Origin of the sequence: Pseudomonas sp. Sample_22, from assembly GCF_004307635.1 — a bacterium.
GTDB lineage: Bacteria > Pseudomonadota > Gammaproteobacteria > Pseudomonadales > Pseudomonadaceae > Aquipseudomonas.
In genome coordinates this window covers 91,557-111,802 of the sequence record NZ_RCNY01000047.1, presented here as the reverse complement: position 1 = coordinate 111,802, position 20,246 = coordinate 91,557, and the positions used below count along the sequence as shown (strand labels likewise).

18 protein-coding genes and 1 tRNA gene are annotated in these 20,246 nt (G+C 59.2%); 14 read left to right on the top strand and 5 right to left on the bottom strand.

Annotated elements, in window-relative coordinates:
• The first annotated feature begins 43 nt into the window (after positions 1–43).
• Together D8U73_RS11640 and D8U73_RS11635 are read left to right on the top strand one after the other, a co-directional pair.
• Entirely contained in the window at positions 44–679 is a 636-nt protein-coding gene (locus D8U73_RS11640; protein ID WP_056852055.1) for a hypothetical protein, read from the top strand.
• A gap of 282 nt (positions 680–961) precedes the next feature.
• Positions 962–2,467, top strand: coding sequence for a YdgA family protein (locus D8U73_RS11635; protein ID WP_130904520.1), 1,506 nt, complete (start codon positions 962–964; stop codon positions 2,465–2,467).
• Between the two features lie 123 nt (positions 2,468–2,590).
• Here D8U73_RS11635 and D8U73_RS11630 read toward each other — a convergent pair whose 3' ends face one another.
• On the bottom strand, positions 2,591–4,120 hold the full coding sequence (locus D8U73_RS11630; RefSeq protein ID WP_130904519.1) for an apoptosis inducing factor family protein: 1,530 nt from the start codon (positions 4,118–4,120) through the stop codon (positions 2,591–2,593).
• Between the two features lie 139 nt (positions 4,121–4,259).
• Here D8U73_RS11630 and D8U73_RS11625 point away from each other — a divergent pair, with 139 nt between their 5' ends.
• Both D8U73_RS11625 and D8U73_RS11620 read left to right on the top strand, forming a co-directional pair.
• Complete coding sequence (locus D8U73_RS11625) at positions 4,260–4,823, top strand: YbhB/YbcL family Raf kinase inhibitor-like protein (RefSeq protein WP_056852058.1); 564 nt, start codon at positions 4,260–4,262, stop codon at positions 4,821–4,823.
• A 97-nt stretch (positions 4,824–4,920) separates the two neighbouring features.
• The gene (locus D8U73_RS11620) at positions 4,921–5,151 is read left to right on the top strand and encodes a hypothetical protein (protein WP_241667769.1); all 231 of its coding nucleotides are present in this window, start codon (positions 4,921–4,923) and stop codon (positions 5,149–5,151) included.
• Positions 5,152–5,233: 82 nt separating this feature from the next.
• On the opposite strand, the gene D8U73_RS11615 is transcribed toward D8U73_RS11620, so the two are convergent.
• Positions 5,234–5,310 (bottom strand) — tRNA-Arg (locus D8U73_RS11615).
• Between the two features lie 349 nt (positions 5,311–5,659).
• On the opposite strand from D8U73_RS11615, the gene gabD reads away from it, so the two are divergent.
• From gabD to D8U73_RS11600, 3 genes are all read left to right on the top strand, one after another.
• Positions 5,660–7,102: an NADP-dependent succinate-semialdehyde dehydrogenase gene (gene gabD / locus D8U73_RS11610; RefSeq protein WP_130904517.1), complete on the top strand. Its 1,443-nt coding sequence runs from the start codon at positions 5,660–5,662 to the stop codon at positions 7,100–7,102.
• A gap of 184 nt (positions 7,103–7,286) precedes the next feature.
• Entirely contained in the window at positions 7,287–8,564 is a 1,278-nt protein-coding gene (gene gabT, locus D8U73_RS11605; RefSeq protein WP_007994487.1) for a 4-aminobutyrate--2-oxoglutarate transaminase, read from the top strand.
• Between the two features lie 136 nt (positions 8,565–8,700).
• Positions 8,701–9,915, top strand: coding sequence for a response regulator (locus D8U73_RS11600; RefSeq protein ID WP_056852061.1), 1,215 nt, complete (start codon positions 8,701–8,703; stop codon positions 9,913–9,915).
• Positions 9,916–9,968: 53 nt separating this feature from the next.
• Here D8U73_RS11600 and D8U73_RS11595 read toward each other — a convergent pair whose 3' ends face one another.
• A complete protein-coding gene (locus D8U73_RS11595) occupies positions 9,969–10,958 on the bottom strand; it encodes a sensor domain-containing diguanylate cyclase (RefSeq protein ID WP_130904516.1) in 990 nt (329 codons plus the stop codon).
• Between the two features lie 261 nt (positions 10,959–11,219).
• Positions 11,220–12,401 carry a delta-9 fatty acid desaturase DesA gene (gene desA, locus D8U73_RS11590; protein WP_056852063.1) on the bottom strand — a complete coding sequence of 394 codons (1,182 nt, stop codon included), beginning with the start codon at positions 12,399–12,401 and terminating at the stop codon, positions 11,220–11,222.
• Between the two features lie 147 nt (positions 12,402–12,548).
• Between desA and dibA the strand changes: the two genes are divergently transcribed.
• The 6 genes from dibA (at position 12,549) to D8U73_RS11560 (ending at position 18,804) form a co-directional block, all read left to right on the top strand.
• Positions 12,549–14,465: a phosphodiesterase DibA gene (gene dibA / locus D8U73_RS11585; RefSeq protein ID WP_056852064.1), complete on the top strand. Its 1,917-nt coding sequence runs from the start codon at positions 12,549–12,551 to the stop codon at positions 14,463–14,465.
• A 238-nt stretch (positions 14,466–14,703) separates the two neighbouring features.
• The gene (gene oscA / locus D8U73_RS11580) at positions 14,704–14,886 is read left to right on the top strand and encodes a sulfur starvation response protein OscA (protein WP_007975618.1); all 183 of its coding nucleotides are present in this window, start codon (positions 14,704–14,706) and stop codon (positions 14,884–14,886) included.
• 78 nt (positions 14,887–14,964) lie between these two features.
• Positions 14,965–15,978, top strand: a complete 1,014-nt coding sequence (locus tag D8U73_RS11575; protein ID WP_056852065.1) for a sulfate ABC transporter substrate-binding protein — start codon at positions 14,965–14,967, stop codon at positions 15,976–15,978.
• Positions 15,979–16,107: 129 nt separating this feature from the next.
• A complete protein-coding gene (gene cysT, locus D8U73_RS11570; protein ID WP_056852066.1) occupies positions 16,108–16,926 on the top strand; it encodes a sulfate ABC transporter permease subunit CysT in 819 nt (272 codons plus the stop codon).
• Positions 16,927–16,938: 12 nt separating this feature from the next.
• Positions 16,939–17,811 (top strand): sulfate ABC transporter permease subunit CysW, encoded by an 873-nt coding sequence (cysW, locus tag D8U73_RS11565; RefSeq protein WP_056852067.1) that lies wholly within the window; start codon positions 16,939–16,941, stop codon positions 17,809–17,811.
• A gap of 3 nt (positions 17,812–17,814) precedes the next feature.
• Positions 17,815–18,804 carry a sulfate ABC transporter ATP-binding protein gene (locus D8U73_RS11560; RefSeq protein WP_056852068.1) on the top strand — a complete coding sequence of 330 codons (990 nt, stop codon included), beginning with the start codon at positions 17,815–17,817 and terminating at the stop codon, positions 18,802–18,804.
• 144 nt (positions 18,805–18,948) lie between these two features.
• Here the strand turns inward: D8U73_RS11560 and D8U73_RS11555 are convergent, their stop codons facing one another.
• The gene (locus D8U73_RS11555) at positions 18,949–19,470 is read right to left on the bottom strand and encodes an Mpo1-like protein (protein ID WP_056852069.1); all 522 of its coding nucleotides are present in this window, start codon (positions 19,468–19,470) and stop codon (positions 18,949–18,951) included.
• 84 nt (positions 19,471–19,554) lie between these two features.
• Here D8U73_RS11555 and D8U73_RS11550 point away from each other — a divergent pair, with 84 nt between their 5' ends.
• Positions 19,555–20,241: a Crp/Fnr family transcriptional regulator gene (locus D8U73_RS11550; protein ID WP_056852070.1), complete on the top strand. Its 687-nt coding sequence runs from the start codon at positions 19,555–19,557 to the stop codon at positions 20,239–20,241.
• Positions 20,242–20,246 lie beyond the last annotated feature (5 nt).

Below are 20,246 nucleotides of genomic sequence, written 5' to 3'. Positions count from 1 at the left end.
CTTGCCGCATACAAGGCTCGCGCAGGTCATGGGGAAACCAATAATGAAAAACCCTTATGCTCTCGGCTTTTGGTGCGCCGTCGTGGCGTTATTGCTGCTTTCGGCCACCTATTTCTACGGCATCATGCTGGCGCATCAGATCGACAAGGCGCTGGTGTTCCTCGACAGCGCAGTGGCGCTGATCGCCGTGATGTCCGTTGCGGTGGCGGCCTGGGCGTGCGTCCAGACTCAACGGATCAAAAAAAGACAACTCCAGCAAGGCAAGACGTTGCTGCTGATCTGGGACACCAAGGTCGCGTTGCGTCGGGTCGAAACAGTGTTCGATCGTTATTTCTGGGGCAGTTACTGGCAGCCGGGACGTACCTTCCAGGAAGTCATGGGTGAACTGACCGGCACGCCGCTGGAAAAAAGCCTGGAAACCCTGAAGAAGCAATGCCTGGAACTGGACAAACAAGTCGAGGACGACGGCCGGCACTGGCTGAACAACGCCCGGGAACTGGCCGATGTCGCTACCGCCATGGCCCGTGAACGCTATCAGCTGGATTTCTGCGACCCGCGTGCAGAAGTGACGGGCGGGGCGGTGATCAACCGGGATTTTGAAGTGCTGGTGTACACCTGGACCGCGCGACTGAAAACCTTTGATCATCAGCTCGATGAGATTGAAGTGCAGTATTCCTGACTCCGCGCTGGCCGAACCTACGCCATCGCGGGCAAGCCTCGCGCCTACAGGGTTACGCCAAACCTGCAGGAGCGAGGCTTGCCCGCGAAAGCGATCTCATCAACACTAAAACATTCCTGCCTTACAAAAGCGCCCGGACACTCTTTCACCTTTAATCATTGGGCCGCTGCGCATGCCTGATGCTAATCTGCACCTCACTTTCAGCGCAGTCGTGACCGTAACCCGTCATGGGTTCAGGGAAGACGACCACACCTTCAACAACGGACATTGAACGGGTCATACATGAATAAATCAGCAGGCGTGCTTCTGGGAATTGTTGTCGCCATTGGTGCGATCAGCGCTGGCGGTGCCTGGTTTACCGGCACCAAAATCGAAGGGGTGTTGAACACGTCCCTGGCGGATGCCAACAAGCAACTGCAGGCCGCGCTGGTCGGTTACAAGGGCACCGCATCGCTGGAGCTGGTTTCGCTGGAGCGTCATGTATTCAGCAGCACCGCGCACTATCGCCTCAAGGGCGAAGGTGAAATGTTCGGCGAGGCTCCGGTGGAATTGCTGTTTGTCGATCACATCGAACACGGCCCGTTGCCATTTTCGCGCCTGATGTCGCTGAAGTGGCTGCCCGTCATGGCCACCAGTCATTACGAACTGGAAAAGACGCCACTCACCGAAAAATGGTTCGTCGCCGCCAAGGACGCCTCTCCGCTCAAGGGTGTAGTCAACATCGGCTACGACAACTCCACCAACGGCACGCTGGAACTGCTGCCACTGGAAACGGCGCTGGATGACAAGTCCAGCCTGAAGTTTTCCGGCCTGAAGGTGGACGTCGCGGCCAGCGCCCAGGCGCAGAAGGTCAAGGCCGATGGCTACATGGACAGCCTGAAGCTGACCACCGTCTCCGAGGATCAAGCGCCGGTTCAGGTCGAATTGAACGGTCTGACCCTGGCCAGCAACCTGAGCAAAAGCACCTATGGCTACTACACCGGCGACAACACCGTCGAGCTGAGCAACAGCAAAACCACCTATGGCGCCAAGCAATCGGTGCTCGGGTTGAAGAATTTCGAAATGAAGAACCACACCGAGGAGTCTGGCACCAGCGCTTCCGGGCGAGCCGATTACAAGATCGGTGAAGTGTCGCTGAACGGTAAGGCCGTGGGTTCTGCGCACATGGCCTTGAGTCTGAAGAATCTCGACATCCCGTCCACCATGGCATTGATGCAGATTTATCAGACCAAGTTGCAACCCTACGAGCAGGCCGCTGCCGAGGCCGCCGAAGCCGGGCAACCGGTTCCGGAATTGAATCTGACGGAAGCCGAAGAAGCGCAGCTCAAGACCAATCTGGAGCAGTTGCTCGCTGCCGGACCGCAAGTGGCCCTGGAGAACCTCTCGTTCAATACCAGTAACGGCCAGAGTAAAGCCAACCTGGTGCTGGACCTGACCAAGCCGCAATCGATCGATCTACCGGCCGATCAGTTGGTCAGACAGCTGATCGCATTGCTGGACTTCAATCTGCAAGTGTCCAAGCCAATGCTCGTTGACGTACTTACCGTACAGTCGCAGATCGACGGCCAGACCGACGCCAAGCTGATCGCCGATCAGGCCACGGCTACCGCCGACATGTTCAGCAGCATGGCCGTGGGCTCGCAGTTGGCGAAACTGGACGGCAACAACATCGTCACTAAATTGCATTACGCCAACAATCAGGTGGAATTCAATGGCCAGAAAATGACCCTGGAAGAGTTCGTCGGGTTCGTGATGAGCAAGTTCGGTGGGGTTGGCGAAGTCCAGTAAAAACCTTTAGTTACACCGCAACGCCCGGCCTCTGCACACAGCAGGCGCCGGGCGTTTTGCTGTCTGGTGATGGGCACGGCTGAGCGCGCCCGTCGATCATCGCCCGCGACCATCCGACCGAATTCAAGGTGCATCACGGATAAGTCGCCATGCGTTATCCACCGGCAGCGGCTGTTTCATCCGTTCGGCGAGCATTGCCATGTTTCGCTCCTCATCGCAGGCAACGGCGGCGATCACCAGGCCGTTTTTGCCGAACAGCCCGATGAAGGGCGGCTTGAACGGATCACCTTTGAACTCGACTTCATCCCAGCTTTGCGCATGGCCAAGGTAGTCGTAGTTCTTGCCGAAGTGCCACGTCCAGAAATACGGCACATCGAGGTAATGCTCATCGCCGCCGAGCATGTTGGCCGCTGCAATCCGTGCCTGCTGCTGGGCCAGGCGCCAGTGTTCGATGCGGCAGGGCTGGCCGTTGAGCGGGAAGGTGGCGATGTCACCGGCGGCCCAGAGCCCGTCGGTCACGCGCATGCCGCCATCGACGCGCAGCGAATGATCCTTTTCCTGGGGCAGGTCGGCAAACGGTGCCGTGGCCGGGCTGACGCCGATCCCCACCAGCACCAGGTCCGCTGGCAGTCGCTGGCCATTGTCCAGGCGTACGGCTTCGACTTTATGTGTTCCTTCTATCTGCGTCGCTTCGCCCTCGGCTCGGTACACCACGCCATTGGCCTGGTGCAGGGCAAGAATCGCTTTGCCGACGGTCTCGCCGAACTGTTTTGCGAATGGCACCGGTTGATGCGCAAGGACGGTAACCTCGAGCCCGAACTGGCGCAGGGCCGAAGCGGACTCCATGGCGATAAAACTGTCGCCGATGATCACTGCATGCTGACCGGGTCTGGCACTTTCCAGAATCTGTTGTGCATGAGTTCTTGAGCGCAAAACGAATACTTGTGGCAGGTCGGCGCCGGGCAGCTCCAATTGTTTCGGTGCGCCGCCGGTTGCCAGCAGGGCGGCGTCATACTGCAGCGACTGGCCGTCGCTCAGTTGCAACGTGCGGTTGGCGCAATCGAGGCTCGTTACTTCGGCATTGATGCGCTCGATGCGTTGCTCGCGATAGAAGTCGTCATCACGCAACGCAGGGATTTCTTCCGGAGGCGTTTCGCCGGCAATCACGAATTTGCTCAGCACCGTACGGTCGTATCCGGCGCCGGCTTCGCGGTCGATCAACAGCACTCGGCCGCCGAAACCCAATTCCCTCAAGGCCGATGCCGCCGCCGTACCTGCGGCGCCGGCACCGACAATCACGAAAGTACGCGCGTCATCGGCGGGCGGGGTATGCGCATCCCGTAGCGCTTGATCGTCTACCCAGACCTCACCATCACGCACTTCGAGCGGATAACGCTTGAGACTGTCCAGTGCGGGTGGCTCACACAACCCGCCATCTTCGATGCGAAACTGTGCCTTGTGCCACGGGCAAGTCAGGCGCCCATTGCACAGTGCACCCTCGGCGAGTGGCGCTCCGGCGTGGGGGCACTCACCCTGATAAGCACGCAATTGATCGCCCACCTTCAGCAACAGGATCTTGCGCTGGTCGATCTGCACTTCCAGACCTTGGTTTTCAGGGACGTCGGTAAAACGGGCAACGCGATGCAGGGTCATGATCGCTCTCCAGACAGGCGTTTCTCTAAAGAGTCTGGTGCCTGTTGCGAGGTTCATCCAATTGGCACTGCCACCGCGTGAACGGTCCGGCTATAGTTTGCACGCCGACGACGGCCCAACACGCACAAGGTGCTCCGGAATGCCCCGATTGACCTCTCTGAAACCTTGGCTCGCGGCCGTAGCCGTGGTTTTTTGCGTGCAACTTCCGGCACACGCCGCCCAGGAGCGTTTCACCCTGAACATCCCGGGTGTATCGGACGACCGCTTGTTCACATCGGCCGCCGCCAGCGATGCGCCGGGCTGTGGCGGGCATAACGTTTCACCGGCATTGGCCTGGAACGCCGGCCCGGCCGGCACCCTCAGCTACGCCATTGTCATGCACGACCCGGATGGCCAAAAAGGGCAGGGCGTCGATCACTGGCTGCATTACGGCATCAAGGCCAGCACGCATCAGATTGCGTCCGGCGTCGGCGCCAAATCCGCGCTTGAAGGCGTGGGCGGCACCAACAGCAAAGGCACCACCGGTTACATCGGCCCATGCCCGCCGGTGGGCGACAGCGCGCACCATTACATCATCCAGCTCTACGCCCTGGACCTGGCCCCGGATGCACTGCCCGCCGGCCTGACCCGCACGCAGTTCCTGGAAAAAATCAAAGGCCATGTGCTGAAAAACAGCAGCGTGGTGCGGCGTTACCATCGCTGAAGATTTTTGCGCCCCGACTCAGGAATTGCAGGAAAACCGATCGGTTAACACGCTCGACAATTTGGCATAAAGGCCCGAAAGCGCGCACTATCGGGCCATAGTCGATGCGTTGGAGGATGCCGTGACAAAAAAAATCGACCGCATCGCCCAAATGCTCAACTGCCCAGAAAAGGGCGAGGAACTGCGGCGAGCAGTGACCGAAAGTCGTAAGGATTTTCTGCTCAATCAGCCGGAAGAAGCCGTTGCTGAAGAAGACGATCTCGAAGAGGAATGCTTCGAGGACGACGAGGATGATGAGTACGACGAGTTTGACTGGACGACAGAGTGAGAAAAAACCGCTTCGGCGGTTTTTTTGTGGCAACAAAAAAGCCCCAGTCCCAAAGGGCCTGAGGCTTTCTGTTTACAGCGTATGGTGCACCAGGCGGGATTCGAACCCACGACCCCTGCCTTCGGAGGGCAGTACTCTATCCAGCTGAGCTACTGGTGCGATGCGGGCGCCATGATACTCATATGCACTGCGGGCGTCCATGCTGCTGAATCGCCTGCGTTTTTCCAAAGCGTAAGCTGCGTTTGCTACGTTGATCAGAAAAATTGAGTAAAAAAGACCTTTTCGTTCTTTTTTTCGAACGCCCTATTGTCCTTTACCCCCTTTGATCCTAGGATTCGTTTGAGATTTCAAACGCTCTTGTCTGGGTGCTGAACCGCACGCGTTCATTCCGTGCGCTATTTTGTGCTTCAGCCCGGTGAATGATTTCCCTGACGGCAGCCTACCGAGGCGCCTTTCTACAATCATAATTTGCTCCGCATACATTGCGGTGCTGTTAAGGAAAGCCGACATGCAGCTTAAAGACACCCAGTTGTTCCGCCAACAAGCCTTCATCGATGGCGCTTGGGTTGATGCGGACAATGGTCAGACGATCAAGGTCAACAACCCGGCAACGGGCGAAATTCTGGGCACCGTGCCGAAGATGGGCGCTGCCGAAACCCGCCGTGCCATCGAAGCTGCTGACAAAGCGCTGCCGGCCTGGCGTGCACTGACTGCCAAAGAACGTGCGAACAAGCTGCGTCGCTGGTTCGAGCTGATCATCGAGAACCAGGATGACCTGGCTCGCCTGATGACCCTGGAACAAGGCAAGCCATTGGCCGAAGCCAAGGGCGAAATCGTTTACGCCGCGTCCTTCATCGAGTGGTTCGCCGAAGAAGCCAAGCGCATCTACGGTGACGTGATTCCGGGCCACCAGCCTGACAAGCGCCTGATCGTGATCAAGCAGCCAATCGGCGTGACCGCTGCCATCACACCGTGGAACTTCCCGGCCGCGATGATCACCCGTAAAGCCGGCCCGGCCCTGGCCGCCGGTTGCACCATGGTGCTCAAGCCTGCCTCGCAAACGCCTTTCTCGGCTTTCGCCCTGGCTGAACTGGCCCAGCGTGCTGGCATTCCAGCTGGCGTGTTCAGCGTGGTGTCCGGCAGCGCTGGCGACATCGGCAGCGAACTGACCAGCAACCCGATCGTGCGCAAGCTGTCCTTCACCGGTTCCACTGAAATCGGTCGTCAACTGATGTCGGAATGCGCCAAGGACATCAAGAAAGTATCCCTGGAACTGGGCGGCAACGCGCCGTTCATCGTGTTCGACGACGCAGACCTGGATAAGGCCGTCGAAGGCGCGATCATTTCCAAATACCGCAACAACGGCCAGACCTGCGTTTGCGCCAACCGCCTGTACATCCAGGATTCGGTCTACGATGCGTTCGCCGAGAAGCTGAAAGTGGCAGTCGCCAAGCTGAAGATCGGTAACGGTCTGGAAGACGGCACCACCACCGGTCCGCTGATCGACGAAAAAGCCGTGGCCAAGGTGCAAGAGCACATTGCTGACGCCGTTGCCAAAGGCGCTACTGTGCTGTCCGGTGGCAAGTCGATGGAAGGTAACTTCTTCGAGCCGACTATTCTGACCAACGTGCCGAACAACGCGGCCGTGGCCAAGGAAGAAACCTTCGGCCCACTGGCGCCGCTGTTCCGCTTCAAAGATGAAGCCGATGTGATCGCGATGTCGAACGACACCGAATTCGGCCTGGCCTCGTACTTCTATGCTCGCGACCTGGGTCGTGTGTTCCGTGTGGCAGAAGCTCTGGAATACGGTATGGTCGGCGTCAACACCGGCTTGATCTCCAACGAAGTCGCGCCGTTCGGCGGCATCAAGGCCTCGGGCCTGGGCCGTGAAGGCTCCAAGTACGGCATCGAAGATTACCTGGAAATCAAATACCTCTGCCTGGGCATCTAAGCCCGGTAAAGGATCGCTTCAAGCGCAAAGGGCACGAGAGCGCTGTCCCTTTGCGCCGCTTCAAACCGGAATTTTCTCGGCGACCGGGAACGCTGTGGCAGTCGATCATCGCATGCTGCCGCCGCTGTTCCCCGTCGCTTTATCCTTGAACCACACCGCCCGATGAGCGGTGAATGAGGAATGTATGAGCAAGACTAATGCTTCTTTGATGGCCCGCCGTACCGCTGCTGTTCCACGTGGTGTTGGCCAGATCCACCCGATCTTCGCCGACTCCGCGAAGAACGCGACCGTAACCGACGTTGAAGGTCGTGAGTTCATCGACTTTGCCGGCGGCATCGCTGTGCTGAACACCGGCCACGTGCACCCGAAAGTCATTGCCGCCGTGACCGAGCAGCTGAACAAGCTGACCCACACTTGCTTCCAGGTTCTGGCCTACGAGCCGTACGTAGAAGTGTGCGAAAAAATCAACGCCAAGGTGCCAGGTGATTTCGACAAGAAAACCCTGCTGGTCACCACCGGTTCCGAAGCCGTGGAAAACTCCATCAAGATCGCCCGTGCCGCCACTGGCCGTGCCGGCGTGATCGCGTTCACCGGCGCTTACCACGGTCGTACCATGATGACCCTGGGCCTGACCGGTAAAGTCGTGCCTTACTCGGCCGGCATGGGCCTGATGCCAGGCGGCATCTTCCGCGCGCTGTACCCGAACGAACTGCACGGTGTGAGCATCGACGACTCGATCGCTTCCATCGAGCGCATCTTCAAGAACGACGCCGAGCCGAAAGACATCGCCGCGATCATCATCGAGCCGGTTCAGGGCGAAGGTGGTTTCTACGTTGCGCCTAAAGAATTCATGAAGCGTCTGCGTGCCCTGTGCGACCAGCACGGCATCCTGCTGATCGCTGACGAAGTGCAGACGGGCGCTGGCCGTACCGGTACTTTCTTCGCCATGGAACAGATGGGCGTTGCCGCCGACCTGACCACTTTCGCCAAATCCATCGCTGGCGGCTTCCCGCTGGCCGGTGTCTGCGGCAAGGCCGAGTACATGGACGCCATCGCACCTGGCGGCCTGGGCGGCACCTACGCCGGTAGCCCGATCGCTTGCGCCGCGGCCCTGGCCGTGATGGAAGTGTTCGAAGAAGAGCACCTGCTGGATCGTTGCAAAGCGGTCGGCGAGCGTCTGGTGACTGGCCTGAAGGCCATCCAGGCCAAGTACCCGGTGATCGGCGAAGTCCGTGCCCTGGGCGCGATGATCGCGGTCGAGCTGTTCGAAAACGGCGACAGCCACAAGCCGAACGCTGCAGCTGTAGCGTCCGTCGTGGCCAAGGCGCGCGACAAGGGTCTGATCCTGCTGTCCTGCGGCACCTACGGCAACGTTCTGCGCGTCCTGGTACCGCTGACTTCGCCGGACGAGCAACTGGACAAAGGTCTGGCGATCATCGAAGAGTGCTTCTCCGAGCTGTGATCTTCTAGTGTGACCTGATCGACAAAAAACCCGCTTCGGCGGGTTTTTTTATGCCAACCGAAATGTAACCCGCGCATTAGCGCTGTATCGAAAGGCCAGCATTCGCTAAGGTTCAGACATTGCCAGGGAGAGCTGTATGACCGTCGTCAATTTACCCGCCGTTCCGAGAGTACTGATTGCCGAAGCCGACCCTTGGTCCCGGGATCTGCTCAAGGAAGTGTTGTTGAACGTTCGCTGCGACGCGCGACTGGATCTGTGCGCCGATGGCCATCGGGCGTTGGAGCTGTTGGCGCAAAACCCGTATGACCTGGTGATCGTCGACTGGGAATTGCCGGGCGTCGATGGCCTGAATGTGTTGCGCAATGTCCGTCAACGCAAACGCAATCCTCCGTTGCCCTTCATCCTGATGAGCAGCCGCAACGACAGTGCGAGTGTGCGCGAGGCGTTGCCCTTGGCGCCTACCGCGTACCTGACCAAGCCGCTGAACATGGAAAGCCTGACCCAACGGCTGCAGGATCTGCTGCTCAGCGCCGGCCAGGAGGTGTCGTGCGAAATCCCGGCATTGGCGCCAGGCATGACATTGTCGGTGTTCCTGGAGCGTCGTCGTGAACTGGCCGAAGGCGCGCCGTTGATGACCGATGTGCAGTTGGCGGTCAAACGCAGCCTCAACCCCAATGGTCTCGACCTGACGGTGCTGGAAAGTGAAATTCGCACCGATCCCCAGATTACTGCCGTGCTGATCGCTGCCGCCAACAGTGCGGCCCAGCACCATGGTGCCGCCGTACAAACCTTGTCTCAGGCGCTGCATCGACTGGGTACCGGACAAAGCATGAACCTGATTCTGGGGCTGGCGCTCAAACGCAGTGCCCGGCTCAGCGACCCGTATCTGGCGGACTACGCCGAGCGCTATTGGGACCTGTCGCTGCACACGGCGGAATACGCGCGAACCCTGGCGCGCCTGCTCGACCTGGATCAGGCACGTTGTTATTGCGCGGGCATGCTGCATCGCTTGGGTGATTTGGCGTTGCTGCGTTGCTTGCAGGAATGGAAGCAAGCCGGTGGCGAGTTGGACGAGCAAGAGGAGGTCGGAGAAGCGCTGGCCGAATTCGGCGCCGCCTATGGTTCGGCATTACGTACGCGCTGGCGGCTGCCTTTGGAGCTGCGAGAGCTGATTGCCGCGGTCTACCAGCTCGGTGGCGGGGTTTATTCGCGCGAGGCCCTGGTGATGAACATGGCGGCGCAACTGGCGCGGTTGACTGAGCATGAAGGCATCGAAGAGCTGGCCAGGAGCCGAACGGCGAGGTTACTCAAGATCGGGTTGCCGGAGTTGATGCGGATGCGCAAAAAATAGACTCACCCCTAAACACTGTGGGAGCGAGCCTACAGGGGGCTGTGCTGAGCCGCTCAGGCAGTGACGATCCGGTTCTTGCCTTCGCGCTTGGCCTGGTACATCGCGGCATCTGCGCGAGCAAACAGGCTGTCGATGTTTTCGTCTTCAGCTGTGAGGCTGGTCAGGCCCTGGCTGACGGTGATGCCAAATGTCTGGCCGTCATGGTTAAAGCTCAAGCGCTGGATCTCCCGTTGCAGACGCTCGGCCACCTGCAGGGCCATCTCCGGTGAGCAGCCGGGGAAAATCGCTGCGAATTCTTCACCACCAATTCGCCCGAACAGATCGCCGCGACGTAGCGCTGCGCGGCCGCTGTCAGCAATCCGTTGCAGCACGTTGTCGCCTTCCTGGTGACCGTAAGTGTCGTTGATCACTTTGAAATCATCGATGTCCAGCATCAGGAACGACAGCGGCATGCCTTGCTGCCTTGCCAGTTCGAATTCCTGATGCGCACCGTCGAAGAAATGTCGGCGATTGCTGCTCTGGGTCAGGGCGTCGGTAGTGGCCAGGCGTTGCAACTCGGTTTCCATCTGCTTTTTTTCGGTGATGTCTTCCGCGATACCCACGATGATCAGTGGCAGGCCGGGGTCCGTCTGACGGTTGATAAAACATTTGTCGCTGAGCCAGCGCACCTTTCCGTCCCCATCGATGATCCGGTATTCGCGGTCTTCGACAGCACCTTTTTCCAGCACCTGTGCCAGGCTGCTCTCGGCGTATTCCAGGTCGTCGGGATAGATGCTGTCGCGCCATTGATTGAAGTCGGACAGCAAAAGGTCGGCGGAGCGGCCGAAAATCCGTTCATAAGCGGGGCTGACATACAGCACCTGGCGGGTTTCCCAGTTGAATGCCCAAAGTACGGCGTTGACGCTGACCAGCAGGGTGCTGAACAGCTGTTCGCGCTCACTCAGGCGCGCCACTTCGCCTTGAGCGTGCATCAGCGCCAACAGGGTTTGTGCGGCTTCTGGCCACTGCGCAGGGGATGAGTCTCGTTGGTTTCTATTGACCATTGGCACAAATCTCAAAGGACGTGCGCCGCTTGAGGTTCGAAAGCGGCCATAACGAAGCCCGCCGGGGCGGCGAAGTGTCTTTGAGATGGGGGATTTGCAGCGAAGTTCCCGCTTTTTTTGGCGAGGGAGCTTGCTCCCGCTGGGCGGTCCTGACAACGCGTTTTATTTGTCAGGTTGGCGGCCGCTTCGCAGCCGAGCGGGAGCAAGCACCCTTGCCACAGTGAGGCGGTAGGGCGCAGGGAGCAAGCACCCTTGCCACAGTCAGGCGGTAGGGCGCAGGGAGTAGGTTTTCAATTGGTCAGCGAAATCACGCAGGGATTGAATCCCGCTGGCTTCAGCTTCGTGTACCCAGTCCTTGATGGCAGCCAGCATGTCATGACCATTTGAGCTGGTTTTGACCCAGATCTGCTGCAGGGCCAGGCGTTTCTCGTAAATGACCTTCAACGCCTGGCTGTGCTCGAGCATGTTCTGGATGCGTACGTGGTGCTTGTCATCCAGCAGGCTGGTCTCCCGGGAGAGCAGGCGCTTGGCGCGGTGGAACTGGTGACGGACCGAGTGATCGACTTTCTCCAGCTCTTGCTTGACCAGCGGGCCGATCACCAATTTGCGGTATTGGGCCATGATCTGGAAGCGGTTGTTGAGGATCGCCATCGCGGTGTCCATGTCGAGGCTGCCTTTGCCCTCGACGCGGTGTGCAATCGGCGCGACCCGCTGGACCTTGGCCAGACGCAGGAAGCTGAACACTTGAATCCATGCCCAGCCCATGTCGAATTCCCACTTCTTCACCGACAGTTTGGCCGAGTTAGGGTAGGTGTGATGGTTGTTATGCAGTTCTTCGCCGCCAATGAGAATGCCCCAGGGCACCAGATTGGTCGCCGCATCGCGGCATTCGAAGTTGCGGTAACCGACGGCATGTCCCAGGCCATTGACCACGCCGGCGGCCCACACGGGAATCCACATCATCTGGACGGCCCAGATGGTGATGCCGATGGTGCCGAACAGCAGCAGGTCGATGACGCCCATGATCGCCACGCCCAGCAGCGGGAAGCGGGAGTAAAGGTTGCGCTCGATCCAGTCTTCGGGGCAGTTCTTGCCGTAGATGCGCAGGGTCTCGGGGTTTTCCGCTTCGGCGCGATAAAGCTCGGCGCCTTTGCGCAGCACGGTGGACAGGCCTTTGACGACCGGGCTGTGCGGGTCGTCTTCGGTTTCGCATTTGGCGTGATGCTTGCGGTGGATAGCGGTCCACTCACGGGTGTTCTGCGCGGTGGTCAGCCACAGCCAGAAACGGAAAAAATGTTTCAGGCCCGCATTCAGCTCCAGCGAGCGGTGGGCTGAATAACGGTGCAGATAGACCGTGACGGCGACGATTGTCACGTGGGTCATCAGCAGGGTGACTGCCACCAGCGACCAGGGCGACAAGCCGAGAAAACCTTCGTACCACATAGGCTATAGGGCCCTCGATAAATAAAAAACAGCCGTTGCATTATCACTAAGCCCGCGCAGAAAACCAGTCGCCCTTTCAGATAAGAGTGGCTGGATGTTTCTTTAAATCTATAATCCCGGCAATTTTGTAGGGACATGGACCGTCGTATGTCTGCCAGCTATCGCGATGCCTTGCGCGCAGCGCTGCTTTACCTGTTGCTTTCTGTGGTCTGGCTGCAGGCTAGTGACTATTTATTGAACAGTTTCTTCGATCACTCGCTCGAGCGGTTGCGATGGCAACTGATCAACGGTTACCTCTGGGTGGCGGTGAGCGCCGGGTTGATCTTCATTGCCCGTGCCCGGCTGTTTCGATGTCTTGGCATCGGCGCCAAACTGCGCGAACGCAGTGAGGATCGCGAGCGATTGCGTCAGGCGGCCGCCGTGTTTGATTGCACCCGCGAAGGGGTGTTGGTCACCGATAGCGACGGGCTGATTGTCCATGTGAATCGCGCCTTCATGGAGATCACCGGCTATCAAGGTGAAGAGGTGTTGGGGCAGCGACCCAGTCTGTTCAAATCCGGTCGTCATTCGGCGGATTTCTATCAGGCGATGTTTGCCACCCTGGACAATTTGGGCGAGTGGAGCGGGGAAATCTGGAATCGGCGCAAAAGCGGGGAAATTTACCCGCAATGGCAAACCATCCGCCTCATTTTCGATGACCAGGGGCGACGCAGCCATTTTGTGGCGGTGTTTTCCGATATCAGTGCGGTCAAGAATTCCGAACACGAGCTGATGCACCTGGCGCACCACGACCCGCTGACTGATTTGCCCAATCGCTTGCTGCTCACCGATCGTGCCGAACAAGCCCTGGCCTCGGCGCAGCTTCACAAACGCGGTTGTGCATTGCTGGTGGTGGATCTCGATCACTTCAAGATGATCAACGACAGCCTTGGGCATCCCATTGGGGATCAGTTGCTCAAGGCTGTAGCCGGGCGTCTGAAAGGCATGTTTGACCCGGGCATCACACTGGCGCGACTGGGCGGCGACGAATTTGCCGTGTTGGCCGATTGCTGTCCGCAACTGATCCAGGCAGCTGCGCTGGCGCAACGGATCATCAACGGCCTCAAAGAGCCTTTCGCTATCGAGGGGCGCCAACTGTTTATCAATGCGAGCATAGGCATCAGCCTGTTCCCCAGCGATGCGTTGAGCGCCGAACAACTGTTGCGCAATGCCGATTCGGCGCTGTTCAAGGCCAAAAGCGCGGGTCGCAACGGATATGCGCTCTACACCGAAGAATTGACTGCCCATGCTCAGCAACGGGTCGAAGTCGCATTCCAATTGCGTCAGGCGCTGGAACAGCAGCAATTACGGGTTTATTACCAGCCGGTGCATGACTTGCAAACCAGCTGCTTGATCGGTGTCGAGGCGCTGGTGCGCTGGGAGCATCCACTGCGCGGCCTGGTTTCGCCGGCAGAATTCATCCCCGTCGCCGAGCGCACTGGGCTAATTGCCGAAATCGATGCCTGGGTGATGCAGCAAGCGTGTCAGCAGATGTGTCAGTGGCGGCAGGCCGGTGTTGAAATTTCGTTTGTCGCGGTGAATGTTTCTTCGCGATTGTTCGCTCGTCGTGAGCTTTATGGGCAAGTGGCGCAGGTCCTGCACGAAACCGGGCTGGAACCTGCTTGCCTGGAGCTGGAAGTCACCGAAAGCGCGGTGATGGAGGACCCGGAGGTCGCGCTTGAGCAAATGCATCGACTGCGCGAATTGGGCGTGCGCCTGGCCATCGACGATTTCGGCACCGGTTATTCGTCATTGCTGCGGCTAAAACGCTTGCCGGTGCAGAAACTCAAGATTGATCAGGGTTTCGTCGCCGGTCTGCCTTGGGATGAAGACGACTCGGCCATTGTGCGGGTCATCATCGCCCTGGCGCAGAGCATGGGTATGCAAGTACAGGCGGAGGGCGTCGAAACGGTCGAGCAGGCGGCGTTCCTGCTTGAGCACGGCGCTGATCAGGGCCAGGGGTACTGGTTTGGTCGGCCGGTGCCGCCAATGGAGCTGGATTGGGCCCGAACCCCCATCATCTGATCGTTCCCCCATGCTCCGCGTGGGAACGCATCCCGTGGCGCTCTGCGTCACCCTGAGATCAGGGACGAAGAGCGTCCTCGGCGGCATTCCCACGCGGTGCGTGGGAAGATAAGTCTTTTGGTTATATAAACATTCTTAAATAGTCTTTTTAAGAATATCTGCGCCTCTCTACTATTGGTTTCACGCCGCAAGCAGTGCCGCCACTGCCAGGCAACCACACAGTCGAAGGAGCAGCACCATGAGCGCATCTCTGCGTAGCGTTGACGGTCAGGACGAAGCAACCATTCTGCGTGAAATCCAGAGCGCCCTGCGCGATCTGCGTTTCGGTGCCGTGGAAATCACGGTGCACAACGCCCAGGTGGTTCAAATCGAACGCAAGGAAAAATTCCGATTGCAGCAGCCGGGCAACAAGCCGGGCTGAAGCTTGCGATCCTTGAGCCGGCACCGCGATTCCTAAAATCCATAAGAACTAGCCAATAGAATTCCAGGAGCTTTCACCATGTCGTCGATTCGCCATTTCGCTTTGGCCGCTCTGGCCAGTGCTCTTTTTGCCGGTACCGCGGTTGCCAAGGATTACGAGCTGTTGAACGTGTCGTATGACCCGACCCGTGAGCTCTATCAGGAATACAACGCCGAATTCATCAAGTCCTGGCAGAAGGATCATGCGGGCGATACGGTGAAAATCCAGCAATCCCACGGCGGTTCTGGCAAACAAGGCCGGGCGGTCATTGATGGTCTGCGTGCCGACGTGGTGACGCTGGCGCTGGCCGGTGACATCGACGAAATCGCCAAGCTTGGCAAAACCCTGCCAGCGGATTGGCAAAAGCGGCTGCCGGAAGCGAGCACGCCGTACACGTCGACCATCGTGTTCCTGGTGCGCAAGGGCAACCCTAAAGGCATCAAGGATTGGGGCGACCTGATCAAGAACGACGTGTCGGTGATCACGCCGAACCCGAAGACTTCCGGCGGCGCACGCTGGAACTTCCTTGCGGCGTGGGCCTACGGTCTGAAAGCCAATGGCGGCAACGAAGCCAAGGCTAAAGAGTATGTGCAGACCCTGTTCAAGCACGTACCTGTGCTGGATACCGGTGCTCGCGGTTCGACCATCACCTTCGTCAACAACGGGCAGGGTGACGTGCTGCTGGCCTGGGAAAACGAAGCTTTCCTGGCGCTCAAAGAAGATGGCGGCGCCGACAAGTTCGACATTGTCGTACCTTCTTTGTCGATCCTCGCCGAGCCGCCGGTGGCGCTGGTCGACAAGAACGCCGAGAAAAAGGGCAACACCGAGATCGCCGAGGCGTACCTCAAGCACCTGTACAGCCCGGCCGGTCAGGAAATTGCGGCGAAAAACTTCTATCGTCCACGTGACAAGGACGTGGCCGCCAAGTACGCCCAGCAGTTCCCGAAACTGGAGCTGGTGACCATCGACAAGGATTTTGGCGGCTGGAAAACCGCGCAACCGAAATTCTTCAATGACGGCGGCGTGTTCGACCAGATCTACCAGGCGCAGTAATCTGAACAATCCGGATTCATTGTGGCGAGGGAGCTTGCTCCCGCTTGAGTGCGAAGCGCTCATCAGAAGCAGGGACCGCTGCGCAGTCCAGCGCGAGCAAGCTCCCTCGCCACACAACCAAGGACTTTTATGTCGCGTCGTATCTCCCCCGTCATACCCGGCTTCGGGCTGACGCTGGGGTACACCTTGGTGTACCTCAGTCTGATTGTGCTCATACCACTGGCGGCGATGTTCGTGCACGCCGCTCAACTCACCTGGGATCAGTTCTGGGCAATCATCTCGGCACCACGAGTGCTGGCGGCGTTGAAGCTGAGCTTCGGCACCGCACTGTATGCCGCGATCATCAACGGCATCATCGGCACGCTGCTGGCGTGGGTGCTGGTGCGCTATACCTTCCCGGGGCGCAAAGTCATCGACGCGATGATCGACCTGCCGTTCGCGTTGCCCACCGCGGTGGCGGGCATCGCGCTGACTGCGCTTTACGCCCCCACCGGGCTGGTCGGTCAGTTCGCCACGGACCTGGGTTTCAAGATCGCTTACACCCCTCTGGGCATCACCCTTGCCCTGACTTTTGTGACACTTCCATTCGTAGTACGTACCGTACAGCCAGTATTGGCCGATATCCCCCGTGAAGTCGAAGAAGCGGCGGCGTGCCTGGGTGCGAAGCCGTGGCAGGTGTTCCGTCATATCCTCGTGCCGGCACTGCTGCCGGCCTGGTTGACCGGCTTTGCCCTGGCCTTTGCCCGCGGGGTTGGCGAGTACGGTTCGGTGATTTTCATCGCCGGTAACATGCCGATGAAAACCGAAATCCTGCCGCTGCTGATCATGGTCAAGCTCGACCAGTACGATTACACCGGCGCTACCTCCATTGGTGTACTGATGCTGGTGGTTTCTTTCATTCTGCTGCTGCTGATCAACCTGTTGCAGCGGCGCATCGAAACCCCATAAGGAGGCGCGAACATGTCCCAATCGTCTATCGCGGCCGCCTCTTCGGCCAACGCTGCCCGCCGTGGCAGTGCGACTTCGCGGCGCATCCTGATCGGCCTCGGCTGGCTGATCTTTGCCCTGTTCCTGTTGCTGCCGCTGTTCATCGTGGTGTCCCAGGGTTTGAAGCTCGGTATCGGTGCGTTTTTCACCGCCATCTTCGAGCCGGATGCGTTGTCCGCCCTGAAACTCACGGTGATCGCCGTACTGATTTCGGTGCCGTTGAACCTGGTGTTCGGCGTCAGCGCCGCGTGGTGCGTGAGCAAATACACGTTCCGTGGCAAGAGCATGCTGGTGACGCTGATCGACCTGCCGTTCTCGGTATCGCCGGTGATCGCCGGTCTGGTCTATGTGCTGATGTTCGGCGCCCAGGGCCTGTTCGGCCCGTGGCTGCAGGATCACGACATCCAGATCGTGTTCGCCTTGCCGGGCATTGTGCTGGCGACGATTTTCGTCACCGTGCCGTTCGTGGCCCGTGAGTTGATCCCGCTGATGCAAGAGCAGGGCACGCAGGAAGAAGAAGCCGCGCGTTTGCTCGGGGCCAATGGCTGGCAGATGTTCTGGCACGTCACCGTGCCCAACATCAAATGGGGCCTGATCTATGGCGTGGTGTTGTGTACTGCGCGGGCCATGGGTGAGTTCGGTGCGGTGTCGGTGGTGTCCGGGCACATTCGCGGGGTAACCAACACCTTGCCGCTGCACGTCGAGATCCTCTACAACGAATACAACCACGTGGCCGCGTTCGCCGTGGCGAGCCTGTTGCTGATCCTGGCGCTCTTCATCCTGCTGCTCAAGCAGTGGAGCGAAAACCGTATCAACCGCCTGCGCGCCAGCGCCGCGGAGGAATAATTCATGTCGATCGAAGTGCGTAACGTCAGCAAGAATTTCAATGCGTTCAAAGCGCTGGACAACATCAGCCTGGACATTCAGAGCGGCGAGCTCGTCGCGTTGCTCGGCCCATCGGGCTGTGGCAAGACCACGCTGTTGCGGATCATTGCCGGCCTGGAAACCCCGGACAACGGCAGCATCGTGTTCCACGGAGAAGACGTGTCCGGCCATGACGTGCGTGATCGCAACGTCGGTTTCGTGTTCCAGCACTACGCCCTGTTCCGCCACATGACGGTGTTCGATAACGTCGCGTTCGGCCTGCGCATGAAGCCGAAGAACCAGCGCCCGAACGAAAGCCAGATCGCGGCGAAAGTCCACGAACTGCTGAACATGGTGCAACTGGACTGGTTGTCGGATCGCTACCCGGAACAACTCTCCGGTGGTCAGCGTCAGCGGATTGCGCTGGCCCGTGCCTTGGCGGTGGAGCCCAAAGTGCTGCTGCTCGACGAACCCTTCGGTGCCCTCGACGCCAAGGTCCGTAAAGAGTTGCGCCGCTGGCTGGCGCGCCTGCACGAAGACATCAACCTGACGTCCGTTTTCGTGACCCACGACCAGGAAGAAGCGATGGAAGTCGCCGACCGCATCGTGGTGATGAACAAGGGCGTGATCGAACAGATCGGCTCACCGGGCGACGTCTATGAAAACCCGGCCAGCGATTTCGTTTATCACTTCCTTGGAGACTCCAACCGCCTGCATCTGGGCGAGGACAATCACGTGCTGTTCCGCCCGCACGAGGTGTCGTTGTCGCGGCATGAACTGGACGATCACCATGCAGCCGAAGTGCGTGATATTCGTCCGTTGGGCGCGACGACGCGGGTGACTTTGAAGGTTGAAGGGCAGAGCGATCTGATCGAAGCCGAAGTGGTGAAGGATCACGACAGTCTGATCGGCTTGGCCAAGGGCGAGACGTTGTTCTTCAAGCCGAAAGTCTGGCAGAAAGTCGCCAACATTTAATCCCTCCAGCTGATCGTTCCCACGCTCTGCGTGGGAATGCCTCATGGGACGCTCCGCGTCCAGTGACGCAGAGCGTCACGGTATGCATTCCCACGCAGAGCGTGGGAACGATCAGTAGGAGCGAGGCTTGCCCGCGAAGGCGATCTACGCCGCAGCGCCTTTCTGACGCAAACGCACACCACCCGCCCGCGCCTCGATCTGCTCCTTGAGCTCATGCCGCATCCCCAGCAAGAACGCCAGTTCAGCCACCACAAACAACGGCCCGACGATCAATCCCGTCACGTCATCGACAAAGGCCGGCTTGCGCCCCTCGTAGTGATGCCCGACGAACTGGATCGCCCAACCGATCACGAACATCGCCATGCCGCTGCTCAACCAGACCAGGGTGCTTTGCTGCGCCAGTACTTGACCCGCCCAGACGCACAGCCCCAGCAACACGGTCATCAGTATTCCGAGGCGCAGCTCCAGGCGCAGGTAAAACCACGCCGACGCCAACGCCACCAGCATTGCCGGTGATAACCAGCCCCCGGCCCACTGCGGACGCGACAGCAACACGGCCACCGCCACCACGATCAGCGGAATGCCGATAAAGTGAGTGGCGATGTTGCGCGGATCACGGTGGTACGCGGCGTATTGACTGAGATGGTCAACCAGGCTTTTTTTCATTGTTATTCCTCCTGTAGGGTGATCGATCATGCCCCGGGGCCGTTCTTCGCTCTGTCAGCCAGGCGACAATCTCTAGGAGTTTTCATGGATATGCAGGTCTGGCGTCAACGCCTGCTGCGCGGTCAGTGGTTCAGTCATCTGCCTGTTTCCCTACAGGATAGTCTGTTGGCAGCGGCCAGGTTGCGGCGCCTGTCTCCGGGGCAGCGCCTGTTCAAGCGCGGCGATCCGCCCTGTGGGCTGTATGCGGTGCTTGAAGGTGCGATGCGCATCGGTGCGGTGAATGAGCAAGGTAAAGAGGCGTTGTTGAGCGTGGTGGAGGCACCGCACTGGTTCGGTGAAATCGGCCTGTTCGATGGCCAGCCGCGCACCCACGATGCGTTCGGCCTGGGGCATTGCACCCTGGCGCATATCCCGCAATCGGTTTTGCTGGCGTTGCTCGAAGAACAGCCGATGCATTGGCGCCAGTTGGCGTTATTGATGAGCCAGAAACTGCGCCTGACCTTTATCAATCTCGAACAACTGAGCCTGATGCCGGCCCCCACTCGACTGGCCCACCGCTTGTTGATGATTGCCACAGGCTACGGCGAAAACGACCCACCGCGCCGCGTCCTGCAATTGCCGCAGGAACAACTGGCGTCGATGTTGTCGCTGTCGCGCCAGACCACCAATCAGATCCTCAAGGATTTGCAGGGGCAGGGGATTATCGGGTTGAGCTACGGCGAAATTGAAATCCTCGATGCCGTGCGATTGCGGGCATTGGCGATGGTTTGATGCCT